The 22,155-nt window shown below is 72.4% G+C and carries 21 protein-coding genes; 9 read left to right on the forward strand and 12 right to left on the reverse strand.

Annotated elements, in window-relative coordinates; translation table 11 throughout:
- Nucleotides 1-2 precede the first annotated feature (2 nt).
- The 4 genes from ACIBI5_RS00595 to ACIBI5_RS00610 all read right to left on the reverse strand — a co-directional run bounded on the left by ACIBI5_RS00595 (nucleotide 3) and on the right by ACIBI5_RS00610 (nucleotide 3,504).
- Entirely contained in the window at nucleotides 3-683 is a 681-nt protein-coding gene (locus ACIBI5_RS00595; RefSeq protein ID WP_397241717.1) for a GNAT family N-acetyltransferase, read from the reverse strand.
- Nucleotides 684-704: 21 nt separating this feature from the next.
- Complete coding sequence (locus ACIBI5_RS00600; RefSeq protein ID WP_397241719.1) at nucleotides 705-1,109, reverse strand: hypothetical protein; 405 nt, start codon at nucleotides 1,107-1,109, stop codon at nucleotides 705-707.
- A 134-nt stretch (nucleotides 1,110-1,243) separates the two neighbouring features.
- Complete coding sequence (locus tag ACIBI5_RS00605) at nucleotides 1,244-2,065, reverse strand: hypothetical protein (RefSeq protein WP_397241721.1); 822 nt, start codon at nucleotides 2,063-2,065, stop codon at nucleotides 1,244-1,246.
- A gap of 164 nt (nucleotides 2,066-2,229) precedes the next feature.
- Nucleotides 2,230-3,504 carry an esterase-like activity of phytase family protein gene (locus ACIBI5_RS00610; protein WP_397241723.1) on the reverse strand — a complete coding sequence of 425 codons (1,275 nt, stop codon included), beginning with the start codon at nucleotides 3,502-3,504 and terminating at the stop codon, nucleotides 2,230-2,232.
- A gap of 167 nt (nucleotides 3,505-3,671) precedes the next feature.
- Between ACIBI5_RS00610 and ACIBI5_RS00615 the strand changes: the two genes are divergently transcribed.
- Nucleotides 3,672-4,382: a sulfotransferase family protein gene (locus ACIBI5_RS00615; RefSeq protein WP_397241725.1), complete on the forward strand. Its 711-nt coding sequence runs from the start codon at nucleotides 3,672-3,674 to the stop codon at nucleotides 4,380-4,382.
- Nucleotides 4,383-4,411: 29 nt separating this feature from the next.
- Here the strand turns inward: ACIBI5_RS00615 and ACIBI5_RS00620 are convergent, their stop codons facing one another.
- Complete coding sequence (locus ACIBI5_RS00620) at nucleotides 4,412-5,152, reverse strand: alpha/beta fold hydrolase (protein ID WP_397241727.1); 741 nt, start codon at nucleotides 5,150-5,152, stop codon at nucleotides 4,412-4,414.
- Nucleotides 5,153-5,298: 146 nt separating this feature from the next.
- Here ACIBI5_RS00620 and ACIBI5_RS00625 point away from each other — a divergent pair, with 146 nt between their 5' ends.
- Nucleotides 5,299-7,242 (forward strand): endo-1,3-alpha-glucanase family glycosylhydrolase, encoded by a 1,944-nt coding sequence (locus ACIBI5_RS00625; RefSeq protein ID WP_397241729.1) that lies wholly within the window; start codon nucleotides 5,299-5,301, stop codon nucleotides 7,240-7,242.
- A gap of 57 nt (nucleotides 7,243-7,299) precedes the next feature.
- Here ACIBI5_RS00625 and ACIBI5_RS00630 read toward each other — a convergent pair whose 3' ends face one another.
- Nucleotides 7,300-8,808: an MFS transporter gene (locus ACIBI5_RS00630; protein ID WP_397241731.1), complete on the reverse strand. Its 1,509-nt coding sequence runs from the start codon at nucleotides 8,806-8,808 to the stop codon at nucleotides 7,300-7,302.
- Between the two features lie 64 nt (nucleotides 8,809-8,872).
- Here ACIBI5_RS00630 and ACIBI5_RS00635 point away from each other — a divergent pair, with 64 nt between their 5' ends.
- Together ACIBI5_RS00635 and ACIBI5_RS00640 are read left to right on the forward strand one after the other, a co-directional pair.
- Complete coding sequence (locus ACIBI5_RS00635; RefSeq protein ID WP_397241733.1) at nucleotides 8,873-11,926, forward strand: BTAD domain-containing putative transcriptional regulator; 3,054 nt, start codon at nucleotides 8,873-8,875, stop codon at nucleotides 11,924-11,926.
- A 78-nt stretch (nucleotides 11,927-12,004) separates the two neighbouring features.
- Nucleotides 12,005-12,694: a DUF4097 family beta strand repeat-containing protein gene (locus ACIBI5_RS00640; protein ID WP_397241735.1), complete on the forward strand. Its 690-nt coding sequence runs from the start codon at nucleotides 12,005-12,007 to the stop codon at nucleotides 12,692-12,694.
- Here the strand turns inward: ACIBI5_RS00640 and ACIBI5_RS00645 are convergent.
- Nucleotides 12,675-13,253: a TetR family transcriptional regulator gene (locus tag ACIBI5_RS00645; RefSeq protein WP_397241737.1), complete on the reverse strand. Its 579-nt coding sequence runs from the start codon at nucleotides 13,251-13,253 to the stop codon at nucleotides 12,675-12,677. The genes ACIBI5_RS00640 and ACIBI5_RS00645 overlap by 20 nt on opposite strands.
- A 73-nt stretch (nucleotides 13,254-13,326) precedes the next feature.
- On the opposite strand from ACIBI5_RS00645, the gene ACIBI5_RS00650 reads away from it, so the two are divergent.
- Nucleotides 13,327-14,181 carry an SDR family NAD(P)-dependent oxidoreductase gene (locus ACIBI5_RS00650; protein WP_397241739.1) on the forward strand — a complete coding sequence of 285 codons (855 nt, stop codon included), beginning with the start codon at nucleotides 13,327-13,329 and terminating at the stop codon, nucleotides 14,179-14,181.
- Here ACIBI5_RS00650 and ACIBI5_RS00655 read toward each other — a convergent pair.
- Genes ACIBI5_RS00655 through ACIBI5_RS00665 form a run of 3 tightly spaced genes read right to left on the reverse strand, consistent with a single transcriptional unit; the run spans nucleotide 14,178 to nucleotide 16,694 of the window.
- Nucleotides 14,178-14,843 (reverse strand): AIM24 family protein, encoded by a 666-nt coding sequence (locus ACIBI5_RS00655; protein WP_397241741.1) that lies wholly within the window; start codon nucleotides 14,841-14,843, stop codon nucleotides 14,178-14,180. The genes ACIBI5_RS00650 and ACIBI5_RS00655 overlap by 4 nt on opposite strands.
- Before the next feature lie 49 nt (nucleotides 14,844-14,892).
- Entirely contained in the window at nucleotides 14,893-15,966 is a 1,074-nt protein-coding gene (locus ACIBI5_RS00660; RefSeq protein WP_397241743.1) for a Gfo/Idh/MocA family protein, read from the reverse strand.
- Nucleotides 15,963-16,694 (reverse strand): sugar phosphate isomerase/epimerase family protein, encoded by a 732-nt coding sequence (locus ACIBI5_RS00665; protein WP_397241745.1) that lies wholly within the window; start codon nucleotides 16,692-16,694, stop codon nucleotides 15,963-15,965. The genes ACIBI5_RS00660 and ACIBI5_RS00665 overlap by 4 nt, the downstream gene beginning before the upstream one ends.
- Nucleotides 16,695-16,752: 58 nt before the next feature.
- Between ACIBI5_RS00665 and ACIBI5_RS00670 the strand changes: the two genes are divergently transcribed.
- Nucleotides 16,753-17,184 carry a hypothetical protein gene (locus tag ACIBI5_RS00670; RefSeq protein WP_397241747.1) on the forward strand — a complete coding sequence of 144 codons (432 nt, stop codon included), beginning with the start codon at nucleotides 16,753-16,755 and terminating at the stop codon, nucleotides 17,182-17,184.
- Here the strand turns inward: ACIBI5_RS00670 and ACIBI5_RS00675 are convergent.
- Nucleotides 17,175-18,134: a GlxA family transcriptional regulator gene (locus tag ACIBI5_RS00675; RefSeq protein ID WP_397241749.1), complete on the reverse strand. Its 960-nt coding sequence runs from the start codon at nucleotides 18,132-18,134 to the stop codon at nucleotides 17,175-17,177. The genes ACIBI5_RS00670 and ACIBI5_RS00675 overlap by 10 nt on opposite strands.
- Nucleotides 18,135-18,204: 70 nt before the next feature.
- Here ACIBI5_RS00675 and ACIBI5_RS00680 point away from each other — a divergent pair, with 70 nt between their 5' ends.
- Together ACIBI5_RS00680 and ACIBI5_RS00685 are read left to right on the forward strand one after the other, a co-directional pair.
- Nucleotides 18,205-19,491: an MFS transporter gene (locus tag ACIBI5_RS00680; protein ID WP_397241751.1), complete on the forward strand. Its 1,287-nt coding sequence runs from the start codon at nucleotides 18,205-18,207 to the stop codon at nucleotides 19,489-19,491.
- Nucleotides 19,475-20,137, forward strand: a complete 663-nt coding sequence (locus ACIBI5_RS00685) for a peptidyl-tRNA hydrolase (RefSeq protein ID WP_397241753.1) — start codon at nucleotides 19,475-19,477, stop codon at nucleotides 20,135-20,137. The genes ACIBI5_RS00680 and ACIBI5_RS00685 overlap by 17 nt, the downstream gene beginning before the upstream one ends.
- Here ACIBI5_RS00685 and ACIBI5_RS00690 read toward each other — a convergent pair.
- Nucleotides 20,124-21,080: a DUF3616 domain-containing protein gene (locus ACIBI5_RS00690; protein ID WP_397241755.1), complete on the reverse strand. Its 957-nt coding sequence runs from the start codon at nucleotides 21,078-21,080 to the stop codon at nucleotides 20,124-20,126. The genes ACIBI5_RS00685 and ACIBI5_RS00690 overlap by 14 nt on opposite strands.
- A 98-nt stretch (nucleotides 21,081-21,178) precedes the next feature.
- Between ACIBI5_RS00690 and ACIBI5_RS00695 the strand changes: the two genes are divergently transcribed.
- The gene (locus ACIBI5_RS00695) at nucleotides 21,179-22,150 is read left to right on the forward strand and encodes a hypothetical protein (protein WP_397241757.1); all 972 of its coding nucleotides are present in this window, start codon (nucleotides 21,179-21,181) and stop codon (nucleotides 22,148-22,150) included.
- The last annotated feature ends 5 nt before the right edge of the window (nucleotides 22,151-22,155 follow it).

Genomic DNA, 22,155 nt, shown 5'->3' on the forward strand with positions numbered 1-22,155 from the left:
CCCTAGAGCCCCTCGAACCGCCAGATCCACCCGATGTGCCGTAGTCCCAGCCGTTCGGCCACCCGCTGCGACGAGCGGTTGGCGGCGGTGGTGCTGTAGAACAGGCGCGGGCAGCCGGGAGCCAGCAGGTCCGCCCAGACGGCGGTGGTGGCGGCGGCGTAGCCCCGGCCGCGGAAGCCGGGCGCGGTCCAGGTGCCGGCTTCAGCTCCGGCGGCCGTCCGGTGTGGTGTGTGGCAGATGGAGACCACCCGGCCGGCCGAGACGACCATCGCCCACGGCGCTCCCTGGCCGCCGCCGACGAGGTCGGCCCATTCCTCCGGCTCCCAGTTGCCCGGCCGCAGGTCCCGGACGAGGTCGGCGTCGGCCGGGCGGTCGGAGCGCAGCACGTCCACGTGGACGTCGCCGCGCACCGGCGGGGAGACCAGGTAGCAGGGGCCGCCGGACACCGTCGCGCCGGGCGCGAGCGCGGGCGGGCGACCGGGAGGCGGGGGCGGGCCGTCCGTGACCCTCTTCAGCAGCGGGCGCGCCTTCTCGTCCGGCACGGTCTCGGCCACCGCCGCCGCCATCGTCCCGTCGGGGGCCACGGCGACGGCCAGGTCCTCGCCGCCGCCCCGGATGCGGTCCCGGCCGTCGATGTCCCATTGCACCCGCATCTCCTGGCGGAGCAGTTCGAGATCCTTCACGATCTTCGATGGTAGGGCGGCTCAGGCCCTGCGCAGACCGGCGTACTGCAGAGCGGTGAAGCCCGCGACCGCGGCGGCCTGGGCGATCACCAGCGCGGTGCCGAGAGCGGTCAGCGGGAACCAGCCGGCGATCAGCGCTTCGGCGCTGGCCAGCACCCAGAGGACGTTGACCGCCATCACGACTCCGACGGCGGCCTTGCTGATCGCGGGCCGGGCGGCGAGGACGAGCAGGACGGCGCCGAAGGCGGCCAGGAAGACGCCGATCGGGTACAGGAGCGCGGCGGGCAGGCCGAACATCCCGCCGAAGACGGCGGCGGCGCCGAGGTAGAGCAGGCCGTTGGCGCCGGTCCCGATCGCGTCGAGGCGGAGCGCGAAGCGCAGCAGCTTGGCGTCGGTGGTGGTGGCGGGGGCGGTGGTGGTGACCATGGCGCGGTCCTTTCGAGGTCGTGTTTCCTTCTGAGGAAGAAATTACGGACCAGGGCGGGGCCGGCGAATCCGTCATGGTGACGGTAGACGGCGACGGCCGCCCCGGAGGGACGGCCGTCGCACGGTTCAGCAGGTTACTTCTGCGGAGGCATGCTCGGCACCGAGACGGTCACACCGCCGACGGAGCCCCACACCGACCACGCCTGGATGACGAAGTCGCCGCCGACGCGCAGCGGGCCGAGCTCGCGGCGGCCACTGGCGCGCAGCACGTCGCGGAAGAGCAGCCGGGTCTGGTCCTTGTTCCAGATCTCGAACCAGACGCCCGCCTCGCGCCCGGGAGTGCCGGTCTCGAAGTCGAAACCGGCCAGGTCGAGCTGGACCCACTGCTCGGCGGTGCCGGCGAAGGTGATGCGCTGCTCCTGGCCGATCCGCTTGAGGTGGACCAGCTTGCCGGGGCCGTCGATGTTCACCCTGCCGAGGTCGGTCACCGAGTTGAGCAGGACGCGGGCGGCCAGCAGGCCGTCGGCGGTGATCGGGGCGACCTCGACCTCGTAGGTGCCCGCTGTCGTCAGCGTGGGTACGGCCAGGCGGTAGATCGCCTGAACCTGCGGGTGACCGCCCTGGTACTGGGCGACCACCTGACCGGACGGGTCACGGACGATCAGCTTGCTGTGGAAGCCGATCCGCTCGCCGGCGCCGCCGGGCAGGTAGATGCCGACGGTGAGGTTGTCACCGACCTGGCCGGTGAAGGTGAAGCAGTTGCCGGTTCCGGGGGCGGGGCTGTTGACGTCGAGCTCGGCGCCGTCGACTGCCAGCGCACCCGAAGGCTGGCAGGCGACGGCCGCGCTCGGCGCGGAGGCGGGGGTTTCGGCGTGTGCCATGGTGCCGGCGCCCAGGATCGTCAGCGTCGCGGCGACGGCGGCGACTCCGGCACGACCGAGCCTTCTCGTGTGCATCAAGCGTCCTCCTGCGTGCTTGCGTGGCCCGCGGGGTGCGGGCCACCGCTTCATGATCAAGATCAAGCTTGACTCACGATCCGCCAACAATCAAGAAACTTTCCTAAAGATTCTGGCGTCGCAGCAGGTAACAGAGGGTGATGTTTCCGGGTGCAGAGGAACGGTCAGCGCAGCGGGCGGGGCAGGCGGATGGTGACGAGGTGGCTCTTGACGCCGGAGTCGATCAGGCGGCCGTCCTCGCCGAACGTGCCGAGACCGAAGTCGTTGTCGTTGGCGATCACGAGGGTCCTGGGGTCGAGCAGGGTCACGCCCTCGATCTTGCCGGGCAGGCCGGGGATGGCCGCCAGGTCGACGGCGAGCTCCTTCTTGGCCGGCTTCACCGAGGCGGGCAGCGCCGACTCCAGCGACGGCTTCGTGGCCGGGTCGTCGTGGCCGCCGCCGGCCAGGTCGGTGGCGCGGCGCAGGTCAACGGTGTAGAGGCGGGCGACGGCGTCGGTACGCTCCTGCAGCAGCAGGCGGCCGGGCGACAGCACGGTGAGCGCGGAGATCTTCATGTCGCCCTGCTCGGCCTTGGGGTCGAAGGTGGCGACGTTCTCCATGGTGTGGGCCCACTCGCCGGTCGGCCGGCCGGTACGCAGGTCGACGCGCAGGATGCGGGCGGTGCCGGAGGCCTTGCCGGTCTTCTTGTCCGGGTTGGCCAGCGGGCTCTGCACGGCCACGTACAGCGCGTTCTCGCGGCGTGACACGTCAACGGCCTCGAAGCCGCGGTTCTGCTGCCGGGTGGCGAGTACGGCGGGCAGCGTCTCCTTCACCGGGTACTTCGCGCCCTTCAGCCCGAGGCCCTTCGGCACGTAGCGGGTCAGCACGCGCCCGTCGGAGCCGACGTGCACCAGCGACGGCGCGTACTCGTCGACCAGCCAGAAGCCGCCGCGCCCGTCGGGCACGATGTCCTCGGTGTCCAGGCCGCCCGGGTCGTAGGCGAGCTCCTCCTGCCCGTCCCAGCCGTAGGGCACCTCGTCGTGGCCGGACTGGTTGGACAGGCCGGTGATCGGGGTGCCGTCGGTGTTCTTGATCGTGATCGTCCTGGTGATCGCGGCCTTGCCGTTCTTCACGGACACGCGCACGATGGCCGGCGCGAACTCGGGCACCGGGAACGTGCGCCGCTTCTCCCCGTTGACCTTCGGCTCGCCGTTGGGGCCGCGGTCGGTCACCATCCAGTAGTCGCCGCGCCGGCCGGCCGGGTACAGGCCGCTGCCGATCCCGCCGAGCTTGACCCCGCGGTCGTCCTGGACCAGGCCCTTCTCGAAGTCGGCCAGGGCGGGCGCGGGCAGGACGACGTCCGAGGTGACCTTGGGCCGCGGCGCCGCCTCGGCGGGGGCGGCCGCGACGGTGGTGAGGGCGGCCGCGGCAGCCAGCCCGGCGATCAATGAACGGGACACGACGCTTCCTAACGATCAAAAGTGTGGCAATGGCACCCGGAAGCTAGCGATGCCCGGCGTCCATTCGCTGAAGCGCGGATGAACGACCCTTGACGTCCACGTCAACTCCTTCAATGTTGAACCGGATTCCGCGCCCGCCCGTTGTGCACCATGAGAGGAGCGGTCTCATGGTCGAGGTCATCGGCGCGGGCATGGGGCGGACCGGTACCTACTCCCTGCGCCTGGCGCTGGAAGCGCTCGGGTACCGGCCCTGCCACCACATGTCGTCCCTGGGCGAGCGCGAGGAGCTGATCCCGAGGTGGGAGGCGGCCGTGCGGGGTGAGGCGGTCGACTGGCCGGACCTGCTGACCGGCTTCCGGGCCGCCTGCGACTGGCCGGCCTGCTCGTTCTGGCGGGAACTGGCCGGGGCGTTCCCGAAGGCGAAGATCGTGCTGACCGTACGCGACCCCGCCCGCTGGTACGCCAGCGCGCACCGCACCATCTACCACTTCATGGCCCGCAAGCCGGGCGTGCGCGGCCTGGTCATGCGGCTGGAGGACGCGTTCTACCCGTCGCTGGCCAGGCGCCGCGCCCTGGCCCAGCGGCTGATCTGGGAGGACACCTTCGGCGGCCGGTTCGGCGAGCCGGAGCACGCCATGGAGGTCTTCCGCCGGCACAACGACGCCGTCATGGCCGAGGTGCCCGCCGATCGGCTGCTGGTCTTCGACGTGCGCGAGGGCTGGGCGCCGCTGTGCGAGTTCCTGGGTACGGCGGCGCCCGCCCTCCCGTTCCCGCACGTCAACCAGGCCGGGTCGTTCATCAGGACGGCCGCCTCACGCCGCCGCAGGGTGCTGACCCTGCGCAGGGTGGCGCCGGAGAAGGGTTCGGCGATCAGGTGAGGGTCTGTGATCAGGTGAGTGTTCGGTGTTCAGGTGAGGAAGGCCAGCGCGTCGGGGGCGAAGCGGCGGTCGGTGAACGTGGCGCTGTGGCTTCGGCCCGCGTAGACGATCAGGCGGGCGCCGGGGATGCCCGCGGCCGTCTGCCTGGCCAGCTCCAGCGGGTAGACCACGTCCTTCTCGCCGTGGACGAGCAGGGTGGGCGCCTTGATGTCGGCCAGCCTGCCGCGCAGGTCGAAGCCGTCCTCGGCGTTGAGCATGGTGGCGGCGTCGGAGTGGTCGGCCGAACCGTCGGACAGCCACAGGAGGCCGGACAGGAGTCCGCGGGCGAGCGGTGACGGGGTGACGAGCTCGGCCAGGGCCGGGCTGGGGCGTCTGCCCTGGCGGGCGCGGTCGATGTAGGCCCGCTGGGCGCGCTTGCCGATCGGGCCGAGCGTGCCTGCCGTACCGGCGAGGACGAGGCGTTCGACCAGGTCGGGGTGGTCGGCGGCGAGTTGTTGCGCGACCGAGCCGCCCGTGGAGACGCCCAGCACCCGGGCGGGGCCGTCGAAGCCGCCGGCGTAGACGGCGGCGAGTTCGGCCATGGTCGTGCCGGGGGCCAGCCCCGGCGGGCGGTTGAGCAGGTGGACGGTGAAGTGTTCGGTGAACGGCTTGAGCATCCGCATCGCCGACCAGCGGGCGAGCCCGGCGGGGTTGGCTGCCCGAGGCGTGAACAGCAGCACCACCAGGGGCGGGCCCTGGCCCACGGTGATGCGCGGCAGGTCGTCCCTCATCGTGCCTCCTTCCGTATGAACAATCTGGTTTTTTGTTCATAGTACTCCGCGGAGAAACGGCTGACCGGATGTTGATATTTCGGGTCATTTCATGGCAAGGCGGGCAATAAGATCACGCGCAGCAAACCCCACACCCCGGAGATCACATGCTGCGCAAGCCCTGGTTATCCGCTGTCATGGCGATGGCCGTCGCGATCATGAGTGCTCCGCCGGCCTCCGCACAGGCCGCCGCCGAGCCCAAGACCGTAACAGTGCAGGCCTCCGCCGACACCTACGTCAGCGAGACCAGTCCCACGGCGGATCACGCGGACTTCACCTGGATGTCGGCCTTCAACGGCGCCGGCAACGAGCGCTTCGGCCTGGTGCGCTTCAACGTCACCGGCATCCCGGAAGGCGCCGAGGTCAAGGCGGCGCTGGAGATCCACTCCGTGCGCACCACCGACACGGCGCTGGCCGTGCGCAAGACCACGTCCGCATGGGACGAGCACGTTCTCTACACCGACCGGCCCACGCTCGGCGCCACCGCCGGCACCAGGACCGGCTTCACCGCCGGCCAGCAGGCCAAGATCGACCTGCCGGGCGCGGTGACCGGCGACGGCACGTACGCCTTCGCGCTGACCAGCACCGGCGGCGTCCAGGGCGTCTTCCACTCCTCGCGCGCCACCGCCACCGGCGCCGTCCCGCCGCGCCTGGTCATCACCTACACCGCCGCGGACAAGCCGCCGGTGCCCGCCGGGCCGCTGCCGTTCGACCTTCCGGCGATCAGCACGCTGCGGGCCTCGGAGAAGAAGGTGTTCGCGCACTACTTCACGCCGTACCCGATCTCGCTGGACAACAAGGCGGGCGCCGAGGACTACTACGCCCGCAACTACCTCAACCCGGCCGGTGAGAGCGGCAAGCACGCCGCCTACGGCGGGCTCCTGCGCGACCGCCCCCTGCCCAGAGCGCCCAAGACCGGCGACTGGCAACTGGCCGACATGGAGAGCGAGATCCGCCTGGCCAGGACGGCCGGGCTCGACGGCTTCACCGTCGACGTCCTCTCGCTGACCAGCCAGCACTGGACCCGGCTCAAGCTGCTCGTCCAGGCCGCCAAGAACGTCGACCCCGGCTTCAAGATCGTCCTGATGCCGGACATGAACGGCCTCAAGAGCGTCACCCCCGCCCAGCTCGCCGCCTCCATGGCCGAGCTGGCCCAGAACTCCACCGTCTACCGCCTGGCCGACAAGCGCCTGGTCGTCTCACCGTTCAAGGCGGAGAACCAGCCGGTCTCGTGGTGGAAGGAGTTCATGGACATCATGCAGGCCAAGCACAGCGTCAAGGTGGCGTTCGTGCCCGTCTTCCTGAACTTCTCCACCCACGCCAAGGCGTACGCGCCCATCAGCTACGGCTTCTCCAACTGGGGCAACCGCAGCCCCGCGCAGCAGGCGGGCATCGCCTCCAACATCAACCTCGCCCACGATCTGGGCAAGATCTGGATGCAACCGGTCTCCGTCCAGGACGAGCGGCCCAACCAGGGCATCTACGACGAGGCCAACAACACCGAGAACCTCCGCCTGACGTGGGACAAGTCCATCACCGGCGGGGCCGACTGGGTGCAGCTCACCACCTGGAACGACTTCTCGGAAGGCACCCAGTTCACGCCGTCCACGCACAACGGCGGCGCGTACCTGGACCTCACGTCCTACTACCTGACCAAGTTCAAGACCGGCAAGACGCCGGCGATCGTCCGTGACACCGTCTACCTCACGCACCGCCTGCAGAAGGCGGCGCAACGGCCCTCTGGCGGCTCGCAGACCAAGTTCATGGTCCCGAGGGGCGGCACCAGCACTCCGCGCGACACCGTCGAGGTCCTCGCCTTCCTGACCGGGGCCGCCACCGTGCAGGTCGCCATCGGCGGGGCGGCCAAGAAGGCCGACGTCGCCGCCGGGATCACCGCCACGACCTTCCCCCTGGCGTACGGCAGGCACAGCGCCTCGATCGTGCGGGCCGGGAAGACCACCGCCAAGGTCGTCTCCCCGTTCGAGGTCAAGTCCAGCCTGCCCAACCAGGACCTGCAGTATGTGGCCGCCACCAGCGGCCGCCAGTCCTGACCGACGCCTGAAGGGCCCGGACCGCCAAGAGGAGGTCCGGGCCCTTTCTGTGACACGTCACGAGCGGCGCTGGGTGACCACCGCGAGCACGGCCGCCCCCGCCATGAGCACCGCGCCGATCGCCGCGACCGTGGTGAGCCCGCCGGTGAACGCCTCCTTCGCCGCCCCCAGCACCTGCCCGGCGAGCGGCGCCTCCAGTCCGCCGGCCGTCGCGACCGCGGCGGCCAGGCTCTCGCGCGTTCCTTCTGCGGCGGCTGCCGGCACGCCGTCCAGGGCGGGCGAGCCGGTCATGGCGCCCCGGTAGGCCGCGGTCCCGACGCTGCCCAGGATCGCGATGCCCAGCGCGAGGCCCAGTTCGCCGCTGGTCTCGCCGAGCGCCGAGGCCGCCCCCGCCTTCTCCGGCGGCGCCGCCCCCACGACCAGGTCGGTGCTGAGCGCGCTGACCGGCCCCGAGCCCACGTAGAGCAGGAAGAAGGCGGCCAGCAGCAACAGCGGCGTCGCCGCCGTCACCTGCGTCATCAGCGCGAACCCCGCCGCCGACAGCACGAGCGACCCGGCCAGCACGTGCCCGGCCGGAATCCGCCTGGCCAGCAGCGGCGCGGCCATGGAGGTCACGACCAGGCCGACCGCCGGAGCCAGCAGCCACAGGCCCGCCCGCAGGGGCGACAGTCCGGCGACCAGTTGCAGGTACTGCGTGACGAACAGGTAGACGGCGCCCAGCGTGGCCAGGCTGATCAGCATGATGAGCAGGGCGCCGCGGAAGACCCGGTCGCCGAACAGCCTCAGGTCGAGCAGGGGGTCGGCCAGCCGCCGCTGCCTGCGCACGAAGGCCGCTCCCGCCGCCAGCCCGGCCGCCAGGGCGATCAGGGGGAGCGGACGCGGGCCGTACACGGGAAGCTCCTTGATCGCGAAGGTGATCGGGAGCAGGGTCGCCAGCGACAGCAGGACGCTCGGCGGGTCCAGCCGCCCGGCCCCCGGGTCACGGAACTCCGGCAGCAGGAACGGCGCCGCCACCAGCAGTATCGCCATCACCGGAACGCCCAGCAGGAACACCGACCCCCACCAGAAGTGCTCCAGCAGCAGCCCGCCCACGACCGGCCCGAGCGCGATGCCTACCGAGAACATCGTCGCCCACACCCCGATCGCCAGCCCGCGCTCGCGCGGATCCCGGAACATGTTGCTGATCAAGGACAGGGTGGACGGCATGATCGTGGCACCGGCCACCCCCAGCAGCGTGCGGGCGGCGATCAGCATCTCGGCGCTGGTGGAGTAGGCGGCCAGCACCGACGCGGCCCCGAACGCCGCCGCACCCGCCAGCAGCAGCCGGCGGCGTCCTATGCGGTCGCCGAGCGTGCCCATCGTCACCAGGAAGCCGGCGATCATGAACCCGTAGATGTCGATGATCCACAACGTCTGGGTGCTGGACGGCTTCAGGTCCGCGCCCAGGTGCGGGACCGCCAGGTGCAGCACCGTGACGTCCAGCGACAGCAACAACGTGGGCAGAGCAAGGACCGCCAGGCCGATCCACTCCTTGGGACCGGCTTTGGGCTCAATGTCGGTTCTCATGCGGTCAGGGTGGCCCGGGGCGCTGACGGTCGGCTGAGGGCCGTCTGAGGGTAGGTTGGACGCCATGCGTTTCGGGGTGCTCGGCCCGCTCGAGGTGTGGACGGACGGCGGCGAGCCGGTGCGGGTCCCCGAGGCGAAGGTCCGCGCGCTTTTGGCCGACCTGCTCGTCGAGCCCGGCCGCCCGGTGAGCGCCGACCGCCTGGCCGCCGACCTGTGGGGCGAGGACCTGCCGGGCGACCCGGCCAACTCGCTGCAGGGCAAGGTCTCGCAGCTGCGGCGGGCGCTGGGCGTCAAGGACCTCGTGGCGTACGGCCCCGCCGGCTACCTCCTGCGCGCCGCCCCGGACTCGGTGGACAGCGGCCGTTTCACCGCGCTGCTGGCCGAAGGCCGGGCCAGCGCCGACCCGCGCGAGCGCTCCGCGATCCTGGGCCAGGCGCTGGCGCTGTGGCGCGGCCCCGCCTTCGCCGACTTCCGCGACGAGGCGTTCGCCACGGCCGCGGTCGCCCGCCTCGAAGAGCAACGGCTGACCGCGCTGGAAGAACGCGCCGAGGCCCGCCTGGAGCTGGGCGAGCACGCGGCGCTCGCGGGTGAGCTGGCCGAGCTCGCCGCCGCCCACCCGCTGCGCGAGCGCCTGCGCGCGGCCCACATGCGGGCCCTGTACCTCTCCGGCCGGCAGGCCGAGGCGCTGGCCGCCTTCGCCGACCTGCGCGCCCAGCTGGCCGGGGAGCTCGGCCTCGACCCCGGCCCCGAGCTGACCGCCCTCCACCAGGCCATCCTCGAACACGCGCCCCGTCTGCGGCCCCATGCGCCGATCTCCCCGTCGGAGCTGATCGGCAGGGACCAGGAGGTGGCCGAGGTCAGGGCGACGCTGGGCACGGCGCGGCTGGTCACGCTCACCGGCCCCGGCGGCGTGGGCAAGACCCGGCTCGCGCTGGCCGCCGCCGGGGGCCTCGCCGGCGCGCTCGTGGTCGAGCTCGCGGGACGGCACCGCCCGGCGAGCGCGAACGCCGCCGAGGTCGCCGAGGCGATCGCCACCGCCCTCGACATCCGCGACGAGGCCCCCACCCCCGAGAGCCCGGCGGCCGAGATGCCGCGGATCACCCGGCGGCTGGTCGGCGCGCTGCGGAGCCGGGGAACCCTGCTCGTCCTGGACAACTGCGAGCACCTCATCGAGCCCGTTGCCGAGCTGGCGGGCATCCTGCTGCGCGAGGTGCCGGAACTGCGCGTGCTGGCCACCAGCCAGGAGCCGCTGGCCCTGACCGGAGAGGTCCTGATGGCCGTGCCGCCCTTGCGCGCGCCCGAGCCGGACGCCGGCCTGGACACCCTGCGCGAGGCCGGAGCGGTACGCCTGTTCGTGGCCAGAGCCGCCGCCTCCGCGCCGGGGTTCGTACTCGACGAGGACAACGCCGCCGCCGTCGCCGCGATCTGCCGCCGCCTCGACGGCCTCCCGCTCGCGCTGGAGCTGGCCGCCACGAGGGTCCGCGCGCTGGGCGTACGCGGGCTGGCCGAGCGGCTCGACGACCGGTTCCGTCTGCTGGCGTCCGGCCGGCGCGACGCCCCCGCCCGCCAGCGCACCCTCCGCGCGATGATCGACTGGAGCTGGGAGCTGCTCAGCGAGCCAGAACGCGTGGTGCTGCGCCGCCTGGCCGTGCACGCGGAGGGCTGCACGCTGGAGGCGGCCGAGGAGGTCTGCGCGGGCGGGGAGGTGGCCGCGGACGACGTTCTCGACCTGCTGTCGCGGCTCGTGGACCGCTCGCTGGTCGTGACCGCGGACGGGGCGCGCTACCGGCTGCTGGAGTCCGTCGCGGCCTACTGCGTGGAACGGCTGCGCGCCGCCGGCGAGCTCGACGAGGTACACCGCCGTCGCGACGACCACTACGCGGACCTGGCCGAGCGGGCGGCGCCGTACCTGTACGGCGAAGACCAGCGGCGCTGGCTGGACCGGCTGGACGACGAGTCGGCCAACCTCAGGAACGTCCTGGACGAGGCGCTGCACCGGGGCGCGGCCGGGCTCGCGGCGCGGCTGGTGACCGCGCTGGCCTGGTACTGGTATCTGCGGGGACGCCACCGGGAGGCGCACCGGGTGATGGGCGCGGTGCTGGAGCTGACCGCCGACGGCCGGGTGCTGGCCTGGCACACCGGCTTCGCCCTGCTCGACGCCGACGGCGAGGATCGCTGCGAGCGCAGCCGGCGCGCCCTCGACCTGCTCGCGGACGACCCGGGGGCCCGGGGGACGGCGGCGTGGTTCCTCGCCTTCACGCATCTGAACTTCGGCGATCTGTCGGCCAGCGAGAAGCTGGCCGAGGTCGCCCTGGACGACTTCACCGAGACCGGCGACGCGTGGGGCCTGGCCGCCGTGCTCGCCGTCAAGGCGGGGCAGGCGACCTTCCGCGGCGACCTGGCCGCGCTGGAGCGTCACGGCTCCGACAGCGCGCGCCGCTTCCGGCGGCTCGGCGAACGCTGGGGCCAGGTCCAGATCGGCGACACGCTGGGCTTCCTGGCCGAGGTCAACGGCGACTACGAGCGGGCCGCCGCCCTGCACGCCGAGGGGGTGCGGATCGCCGAGGAGGTCGGCCTGTTCCTTGAGGTCTCCTTCCGGCTGTCCGGCCTCGGGCGCATCGCCATGCTGACGGGCGACTACGAGGCGGCCGTGCGCCACCACGAGCGGGCGCTGCGGCTGGCCCAGGAGCGCTCGCACACGTTCGGGGTGCAGTTCGCCGAGGTGGGGCTGGGGATGGTGGCCCGCCGACAGGGCCGGCTCGACGACGCCGAGGCGCACCTGAACCGATGGCTGGAGTGGACCCGCGCGCTGGAGGCCGACTACGGCGTGGCCCTGCTCCTGGCCGAGCTGGGCTTCGTCGCGGAGCTGCGCGGCGACGCCGGCCAAGCCCGCCGGCTGCACGAGGCGGGGCTGGCCGCCGCGCACAGCAGCGGCGATCCCCGCGCGAAGGCGCTCGCCCTGGAGGGCCTGGCCGGGGCCCGGTCACTGGCGGGAGAGAACGCCGAGGCCGCCGAGCTCCTGGAGCAGGCCTCCCGGCTGCGCGCGTCGGCGGGGGCGCCCCTGCCGGAGGCCGAACGCCGTGACGTGGACCGCATCACGGCCCGCATCCGCGGCTGACCTCCGGGGTTCCCCCGAGGGCGGGTCAGGGGTGTACCCGGATGCGGGGTGCCGGCCCGGTTCGACAGGATGACGGTCATGAAGACGATGGTGTTGGCGGGCGGCCTGCTGGCCTCCGCGGTGTTGCTGACCGGGTGCGGGCTGCAGAACATCGGCAAGGCGGCCAACGAGGAGACGGCCGGCTATTCGGTGACGGACAAGGTGGTGAAGCTCCGCCTGGCCGGCGGCTCGGGCGACACCGAGATCCGCGAGGGCACCGGCGGCGCCATCAAGGTCGTGGAGACGCTGAAGTGGAACTCCGACAAGCCCAAGACCGAGCACAAGGTCGAGGGCGACACGCTGGTCATGAAGTACGAATGCCCGGCGGCCATGGACAACTGCAGCGTCAACTACAAGATCGAGGTGCCCAAGGGTCTCCAGCTCGACCTGGAGACAGGCTCCGGCGACATCGCGCTCAAGGGCGTCACCGGGCCGATCGTGGCCAGCGTGGGCTCGGGGGATCTGGTGGGCACGGGACTGCTCGGCAAGACGGTCTCGGTGAAGACCGGCTCCGGTGACACCAAGCTGACCTACGCCGCCGCCCCCGACGAGGTGAACCTGGTCACCGGCTCCGGCAACTCCGTGCTCGAACTGCCCGCGGGGCCGTACGCCATCCAGGCCGTCGCCGACTCCGGTGACGCCAACGTCTCGGTGAAGAACGACCCGTCCGCCACCCGCAAGGTCTCGGTCAAGGCCGGCTCCGGGGACGTCAGCGTCCTGCCCGTGTAGGGGCGAACAGCGCGAACGCCTGGTCGACGAGGGCGAGCCGGTCGGCTCGCCCGTCGGAGCGCGTCCAGGCGCGCGCCACGCAGTCAAGGGCGGCCCCGGCCGCCGCGGTGAGCAGGTCGGCGGTGAAGGGGTCCAGCCCCGGCCGGGCGGCCACCGCCCGCGCGATCTGCTCGCGCGTCTCATCCCGTTTCTGGTGGTAGCGGGCCCGCAGCGACGGGCTCGACTCGATCAGCCGCAGGCGCTCCAGCGCCTGCCGCTCGTCGTCGATGCGCTGCTCCCACGTACGCAGCACCGTGCTCAGGCTGGTCCAGGCGTCTTCTTCGGCCGGGCGGGCCGCGATCTCCGCGGCGATCCGCTCGCCCATGAAGTCGATCTCGCCGAGGACCACGTCCTCCTTGGCCGGGAAGTAGCGGAAGAAGCTGCGCTTGGACATGCCGGCGGCCTGGACGATGTCGTCCACCGTGGTCTCGTCGAAGCCGCGCTCGGCGAACAGCCCCCTGGCCGCCTCCACGACCTCCGCACGCACCGCGCGCTTGGTCCGCTCCCGCAATCCCGTCATGCCCGAAGTATACCCGTTGACATTTGTGGCACTGAATGCCACTTTTAGGTCATCGCTCTGATGAGGAGATGGCATGCACGGGAAGACAGTCCTGATCACCGGCAGCACCGCGGGCATCGGCAAGGAGACGGCGCGTGCCCTGGTGGCCCGCGGCGCGCACGTGATCCTGGTCGGCCGCGACCCCGGCCGCGCGGAGGCGGCCGCCACCGAGCTGGCCCGCGGCGCCGGCCGGGCCGAGGCCATGACCGCCGACGTGTTCGACCTACGCGGCCTGCGCGAGCTGGCCGCACGCGTACGCGAGCGCGGCGGCCGGCTCGACGCGCTCGTCAACAACGCCGGCGCCAACACCGGCCGCAGGCGGCTGACCGCCGACGGCGTGGAGACGATGTTCGCCGCCCACGTCCTGACGCCCTACACGCTCACCTGGGAACTGCTCCCGCTGCTGCGCGGCGGCGGCCGGGTCGTCAACGTCACCGGCGGCATCCCCGGCGCCCCGATCGAGCTGGACAACCTGCAGGCGGAGAAGCGCTTCCTGGGCTGGACGTTCAGCCAGTACAACCACACCAAGACGATGCTCATGGCGATGAGCCACCGGATGGCGGAACGGCTGCGCGAGCACGACGTGGCGGTCAACGTCGTCTACCCCGGCCACGGCGACACCCCGATGAACCGGCGGACCGCGATGTCCGCCTTCCCCTACGTCTACCGGCCCCTGGCGCCGCTGGTCAGGCTGATCGCCCCGCTGGCCTTCGGCGACCTGGCCAAGCCCGCGCGCTCCAGCGTCCACCTCGCCGCGAGCGCGGAGGTGGACGGCGTGAGCGGCGCCTACTTCGGCCAGAACCTGCGGCGCCGCCCGTGGCCCAGGACCGTGCTGGACGAGCGCGTCCGCGACGCCGTCTGGGATTTGTGCGAAAAGCTGAGTGCCTAGGAAGCCGACGGAATCGGCGGGCCCTCGCTGGCCTGCACCAGCACGAAGCCCTGCCCCTGGAAGGCCAGCTGCATGGCCTCGCCGCTGCCCCGCCCGATCAGCGCTCCCGCCTTGAAGGTGCGGTTGACGCCCACGTGGAGCCCCGCGCTCCAGCAGACCGCGGACTGCCCGTCGGCGAACGTCGGAGCCTGCCCCGCGTCCAGCATCACCGGGCTGCCGTGGGCGGTCACCGCCACCCAGCCGGCGCCCGTGACCGTGGTGTTGAACAGCCCGCCGGCGGCCACGCCCGCCCCCTGCACCCGGTTGATGTCCCAGGTCAGCTGCGGCTCGAAGGCCAGCAGGTTGCGGCCGTTGACGGTCAGGCCCTCGTTCTCCAGGTAGAACAGGTGGATGTCGTCGGCGTTGTCGGCGAGGTAGAGCAAGCCCTCGCCCTTCACCCGCATGAGCGGCACGCCCTCACCGGTCATGACCTTCTTGAAGAGCTTGCTCACGCCGCCCGAGCCCTCGTAGTCGAAGGTCATCTGGCCCTGGAAGGCCACCATGGAGCCCTGGCGGGCCAGGACTTCCTGCGGCAGCCGTACCCGCAGCATCTTGGTGTTCTGCAGCGCGAAGGAGCCCTGCGCCTGCTGGGGGTCGAGGTTGCCGAAGAAGGAGCTACGCATGTCCGGGTCAACGCGCGGATCCCGGCTTCGGTTCCCCGACCCCCTTCGATCAGTCCAGCCAGCCGTCCGGCAGCGGTTCCGGCAGCGGCGCGCTCGTGCGCAGGCGCCGGAACTCGCCCTGTTCCGCCGACTCCGTGATCGCGGTCATGATCTCCAGGACGTGCAGGCCGAGCGCGCCGGAGGCCCGGTGGGGCGTGCCGTCACGCAGCGACCTGACCAGGTCCAGGACGCCCATGCCGCGACCGACCTGCGAGCCCTCGACGGGCAGCTCGCGCCAGTCCGCCTCCCGCGGCCCGCGCACCAGCAGCGGCCCGCCGAAGGTGTTGGGGTCGGGCAGCGACAGCGCGCCCTCGGTGCCGAGGATCTCGATCCGCCGCCTCGGGACGGCCGAGTCGAAGCTGAACGTCGCCGACACCGACGGCCCGCTCGCCAGGTCGATCAGCGCGTGCACGTGCGTGGCCACCTCGACGGGGAACGTCGTGCCCGCCCTCGGTCCCGCGCCCGCCACCCGCAGCTCACGGGCTTTGCGTGTGCTGCCCGCCACCTGTACGGCGGGGCCGAGCAGCGCCGCCAGCGCCGTGAGGTAGTACGGCCCGAGGTCGAACATGGGCCCGCCGCCCCGCAGGTAGAAGAACTCGGGACTCGGATGCCACGCCTCCGGCCCCATCCCCTGCACGGCCGCGGTGACCGCGACGGGCTCCCCGATGATCCCCGAGCGCAGCGCCCGCCCGGCCGACTGCAGCCCGGCGCCGAGGAACGTGTCGGGGGCGCTGCCCACGCGCAGCCCCAAGCCCTCGGCCTCCGTCAGCAGCTTCTCGCCCTCGTCCAGGTCGAGCGCGAGCGGCTTCTCCCCGTACACGTGCTTGCCGGCCCGCAGCGCCGCCAGGCCGACGGCCGCGTGCGCGGCCGGCACGGTGAGGTTGACCACGATCTCGACCTCGGGCACCGCCAGCACCGATGCCAGGTCGCCGGAGACCGGCACCCCGTGCTCGGCGGCGACCGCGGCCGCCCGCGCGGTGTCGAGGTCGGCGACCCCGACCACCTCGATCTCCGGGAAGTCGGCCAGGACGCGCAGGTAGGCGGCGCTGATCACCCCAGCGCCGACGATCGCCACGCCGGTCATCGCACCTCCAGCGCGCTGAGGTAGGCGTGGCTGGCGGTCAGGGCGTCGAAGATGTCGCCGTCGCAGGAGTCGAGCTCGACGATCCGCAGCGCGCCGGGCTTGGCCGACAGGATCTCCGGCACCGGCACGACACCGGAGCCGACGGCCGTGTGCGGCTGGTCCTTCACCCCCGGCCCGTCCTTGACGTGCAGGGCCAGCACCCGGTCGCCGAGGCGGCGCAGCAGCGCGGGCACGTCGGCGCCGCCCACGTAAGCCCAGTAGGTGTCGACCTCCAGGAAGATCTCGGGGGCCAGGAGTTCGAGCGCGTGCCGGCCGTCGATCACCGGCTCGATCTCCCACCAGTGGTTGTGGTAGCCGATCCGCACGCCGTACTCGCGGCCCTGTTCCGCCAGGGCGAGCAGACGCTCCGAGGTGCGCAGCAGACCCTCGTGGCCGGTGAACTCCTCGTGCGGGATGCCGCCCGGGATGATCGCCAGCTCGGCTCCGAGGGTGGCGATGGCCTCGAAGACGGGACGGGTCTCCTCGCCGAGCAGCGCGTACGCGTGGGTGCTCGGGATGGCCAGGCCGAGCTCGTCGCAGAGCTCGCGCATGCCCTTGGGGTCGTTCATGGGGTCGAAGGGCTCGACCGCGCGGTAGCCGATGCCGGAGATCCGGCGCAGCGTTCCGTCACGATCTGCTGACAACGGGTCGCGGACGGAGTAGAGCTGGACGTTGAGGGGATTGATCATCAACTCTCCAAGGCAGGTGGCCGCTCCACCCATTCGACCACGCCGCTATTTTAGGGACGTGACCTCCCCTATCAAGCTCGACGTCTCGCTGGGTGTGGGCCTGCGCAGCGGGTGCGGCTGCGCCAGTCTCGTGGTGCTGATCCTCGTGGCCATGGCGAGCATGTCGGCGCTGGGCGCGGGCATGACGACGTTCCAGACCGCGGTGACGCTGGGGTTGTTCGCCGGGGTCCCGATCCTGGGGCTGATCGGGGTCTGGATCTTCCTCAGGCGCGGCACGGCGGCCTGGCTTGAGGGGACGACGCTGGTCAGGAAGGTCGCGTACCGGACCGTCCGGGTCGACCTGACGCGAGCCACGCTCGTCTACACCGGCCACTCGCTGATCGTGCGGGAGCCGGAGACGGGTTCGTTCCGGCTCGCGCTGCGTACCCCGCTGCCCGAGGACGTCGTCGACTTCCTCAAGGAGCACGCGGGCTCGCGGCGTCAGACCTGAACCGCCCGCGTGAACGTGTTGCGGTAGGCCTGAGGCGAGACCCCGACCGCGGCGTGCAGATGCTGCCGCAGGGAGACCGCCGTGCCGAACCCGGCGCGTCTGGCCACCTCGTCCACCGGCAGGTCCGTCGCCTCCAGCAGGTCTCTGGCGTGCCCGACCCGCTGCCCGGTCAGCCATTTGGCCGGGCTCAGCCCGGTCTCCTCGCGAAAGCGCCTGGTGAACGTGCGCACGCTCATGCCCGCGTGCGCCGCCAGCGTGGTCAGGTCGAGCGGCTCGGCCAGCCGGCCGAGCATCCAGGCGCGGGTGGCCGCGGTGCTGGTGCCGGCGGGGTCGGGCAGCGGCCGGTCGATGTACTGCGCCTGCCCGCCCTCGCGCGAGGGCGGCATCACGCAACGGCGGGCGGCCCGGTTGGCCACCTCGCTGCCGAAGTCGCGCCTGATCACGTGCAGGCACAGGTCGAGCCCGGCGGCCACGCCCGCCGAGGTGAGCACGTCGCCGTCGTCGATGTACAGCACGTCGGGATCCAGTTCGACCAGCGGGAACAACGACGCGAACCGCGCCGCCTCGCGCCAGTGCGTGGTGGCGGGCCGGCCGTCGAGCAGCCCGGCGGCGGCCAGCACGAAGGCGCCCGTGCAGATCGACATGATGCGCCGGTGCCCCTGGAGCGCGGCGCGCACGTCGCCGGGGAGCGTGCCGTCCACCAGCGCCGGCCCGCCGTGCACGCCGGTCACGAGCACGGTGTCGGCGGTGCCGAGCACGCCGAGATCGTGGTCGGGCGTCACCGAGTACCCGGCGTCGCAGCGCACCGGCAGGCCGCCGGGCGAGCACGTCACGATCTCGTAGAGCTTCTCGCCGTCCGGCGTCTCCGCCACCCGGAACACCTGTCCGGGCACACCGAGGTCGAGCGTGGCGAAATGGTCGAGCACGACGACCGCGACACGATGCACCATGGCCTGATTCTTTCACATATTGGCTCTCCGGCCACTTTCGCCTTCTCACCGGATCGATCAGCATGATCCGGTGAGAAGACTGCACCGTGCTTGGCTGGTGGCGGCCGTGGCCTTTGTGGCCATCCTCGGCGCCGCCGGCTTCCGCGCCACCCCCGGCGTCCTGATAGAGCCGCTCCAGCGCGAGTTCGGCTGGTCCACCGCGACGATCTCGCTGGCCGTCTCCATCAACCTCGTCCTGTACGGCCTGACCGCCCCCTTCGCCGCCGCCCTCATGGACCGCTTCGGCATGCGCCGCGTGGTCTCGATCGCCCTGCTGCTGGTCGCGGCGGGCAGCGGCGGCACCCTGGCCATGACCGCGTCGTGGCAGCTCCTGCTGTTCTGGGGCGTCCTGGTCGGGCTGGGCACCGGCTCCATGGCGCTGGTCTTCGCCGCGACCGTCACCGACCGCTGGTTCGTACGGCACCGCGGCCTGGTCACCGGCCTGCTCACCGCGGCGGGCGCCACCGGGCAGCTCATCTTCCTGCCCGTGCTGGCCCACCTGGCCGAGGGGCCGGGATGGCGGGTGGCCTCGCTGACCGTGGCCGGGTGCGCGCTGGTCGTCGTCCCGCTCGTGTGGTGGCTGCTGCGCGACCACCCGGCCGACGTGGGCACCACCGCGCTGGGGGCCGAGCCGGGTGCGGGCCGTACGGAACCGCCCGCCGTCAACGCGGCGGTCAGGGCGCTGTCGGTGCTCAGGTCGGCGGCGCGCACGCGGCCCTTCTGGTTCCTGGCCGGCGGCTTCGCCATCTGCGGCGCCAGCACCAACGGACTGGTCAGCACCCACTTCATCCCCGCCGCGCACGACCACGGCATGCCCCAGGCGAGCGCCGCCGGGCTGCTCGCGCTGGTCGGGATCTTCGACGTCGTCGGCACCGTCGCCTCCGGCTGGCTCAGCGACCGGATGGACGCGCGCATCCTGCTCGGCGTCTACTACGCGCTGCGCGGGCTGTCGCTGATGGTGCTGCCGGGGCTGTTCGCCGCCACCACCGAACCGAGCATGCTCGTCTTCATCATCTTCTACGGCCTCGACTGGGTGGCCACCGTCCCGCCCACCGTCGCGCTCTGCCGCAAGATCTACGGCGCCGACGGCGGCGTGGTGTTCGGCTGGGTGTTCGGCTCCCACCAGATCGGCGCCGCGATCGCCGCCGTGCTCGCCGGCCTCACCCGCGACCAGCTCGGCACCTACGACCTGGCCTGGTACGCCGCCGGCGCGCTCTGCCTGGTCGCCGCCGCGCTCTCACTGGCCATCGGAAGGGGGTCGCGCCCGCTCGCGGGGACGCCGTCGGGCATGCTGGTCAGCGATGAACGACGAGCTTGAACTGAGGGTCCTCCCGCTGGTGGTCAGGATCGAGCGGACCGCGCCGCCCGAGCGCGCCGACGCGCTGGAGGCGGCCGCCATGGCCGTGCTGAGCGTCCTGGCCGACCCGGGGGAGTGGAGCGAGGAACTGCTCGCCTGGCAGGCCACCGGGAAGATCCGCAAGGTGGTGCGCCGGGCGCGCGGGGCCGAGTGGGCGCGAGTGCTGGCGCTGCCCGGCCGTACCGTCGAGCATCGGTCGGCGGAAGTCCGCGTGCATCCGCCCGTCCCGCTCGACGGGTGGCCCAAGGACCTGTCCCGGCTTCAGGTGTCCGGCACCGACCTGGCCGACGGCGCCGCCCTACCGGCCGCCGAGCCGCCCGTGCTGTGGGAGAACCCCGCGCTGGAGATGAGCGCGGGCAAGGCCATGGCGCAGGCCGGGCACGCCGCCCAGCTGGCCTGGTGGGCCAGTGGCACGGCCGAGCGGGCGGCCTGGAGCGCGCGCGGGCTGGCCGTCTCCGTCCGCTTGGCGCCCTCGCGTGAGCGCTTCGACGCGCTGTCGGGCAGCGGGCTGCCGGTGGTGCGCGACGCCGGGTTCACCGAGATCGCACCGGGCTCGTGCACGTTCGTGGCGGAAGCGCCCTGGCTGGCGGGCTCTAGAGCGCGATGATGTCGGCCAGCACGCCGCCCTGCGGGGTGAGGCGGTGCGGGCCCGGCGAGTCGTAGACCACCATCAACCGCCCGTCCGGCAGTATCGCCAGGCCCTCCGGATGGTCGAAGCCGATCCCGAACGGCAGCTCCGCGACGGTCTCCAGGTCCTGGGCGCCGACCACGTCCGTGTGCTTGCCCGCCCGCCAGCGCACCACCCGCACCGGTCCGTCCAGGTCCATGCTGGGGCCGGTGAGCAGCAGCAGGTCGCCGTCGTAGGGGCACAGGTCCCGCACGCCCAGCCCGCCCAGGTCCAGGAAGTGCTTCTTGTACGGCGTCGCCAGCCTCAGCCTGCCGCGGTCGGCGGGAACGGGGTTGACCTCCAGCACAACGGCCCAGCCCCGCAGCACCGGCCCGCGCAGGCCCAGGAAGACCCGGCGGCCGATGACCGCGATGCCCTCGATGTCCAGGCCGTTGTCCTTGCCGGGCAGCGCCAGGAACGGGGCGAGATGCTCGTCGTCGTCCAGGTGCCGGGCCAGGTTCTCCTTGCCGGACATGATCTCGCCGGGCAGCGGGCTGTTGGTGACCGGGTCCAGCGGGAGGCGTACCAGGATGAACCGGTTCTCCTCGCGCAGCACCGTGGCCAGGCGCCTGGCCGCCTTCTCCGGGTCCTTGGACTTGGGCTTGCGCCGTTTGAGGCTGTGGGAACCCACCAGCCACAACTGGCCGTCGGTCCTGGCCAGGCCCTCGATGTCGGCCTCGTCGTGGGGTCCGGCGGGCAGGTCCACGTAGTCGGCCAGATGGAAGGTGCGCTGGTCGTCGTAGCGCTCGCCGTTCCAGGCGAGGTGTTCGATCGTGGCGGTCTCGTCACCGGCCAGCCAGAGGCCGGCGCCGTCGTGACGGACCGCGGACAGGTTGGTGTGGGTCAGCGTCTCCCGCGAGGCGGGATGGAATCGGAGCTCCACCTGGTGCACCCTGCCATGATGACACTTCCATAGCTTCTTGCACGCAATAGCTGGATTTGTCGTACGCTCCCGTCGTGCTCGATGGGGAAGGTGGGACCGTGGGTTCCCGTGTGACAACGGCGGACAAGCCGAAGAACGCCTCCCCGCCAAGGCGTTCCCGCATCGGCGACCTGCGTATGCGGGACGTCTATCGCGGGCTCGCCGTGCTCGTCGCGGCGGCGGTCGCCGTCGTCGCTGTCGTGCTCGCACTTCCCTCCCGGCCGGACGAGGTCGCGGAACGGCCGGTCGCCGCGCCATCGACCGCCCCGCCGACCTCGTCCGCCACCCCACCCGGCACCGCGTCGGCCACCGCGTCGGCCACTCCGTCCGGGACGCCGGGAGCTGTTCCGCCCGCCGCGACCGTCCATCCCGCCGGTACGGCCGAGCCCGTCGTCAGCCCGTCCGCGGCGGTGCCCGCGCTGCCCAGCCCGGCGCCGTCGGTCTCCCAGGCGGCGGCGCGGCCCACGCCCTCGCCCGGCGCGTCCCTGGCACCCGGATACACGGCCATGGAGGCCTTCTACGCCGATGCCCGGCTGCCGGAGGTGCCGGGCAAGCCGAAGAAGGCCGTGCTGCCCAAGCCGGGACGCCGCGTGCTCGCGGACAAGCGGACCGGCGTGGCCGTACCCCTGCTGGGCAGGCCTTGGAAGCGGCACCGCGGCGCGCCGTTCACCAGCAAGCAGGTGCTCCCCAAGCTGCGCGGCCGCGCCGAGCGCGGCCTGATCGTGAGCTGCCCCGTCCCGATCGAGGCGCAGAAGAATCCGCGCGACACCGCGCTGCTGGCCGCGCGCTGGACACTCAACCTCCACCCCAAGGGCGCCACCGTCCGCTGGCTGACCTCCCAGCCGGTCAAGGGCGGCTGGGCGACGATCTACCAGGTCAAGTACGGCAAGCGGTCCTCTGTCGCCGCCGTCGTCGTACTGGACGGGGGAATGGCCAAGCCGGGACTGGTGTTCGCTTCGATACCGGACACGCAACGTAAGCGTTGGCGTGACATCTACCGCGTCGTCTCTGGTGCCCGTGTTCTAGGGTAGAGATC

Origin of the sequence: Nonomuraea sp. NPDC050540 (assembly GCF_044457485.1) — a bacterium.
Lineage (GTDB): Bacteria > Actinomycetota > Actinomycetes > Streptosporangiales > Streptosporangiaceae > Nonomuraea.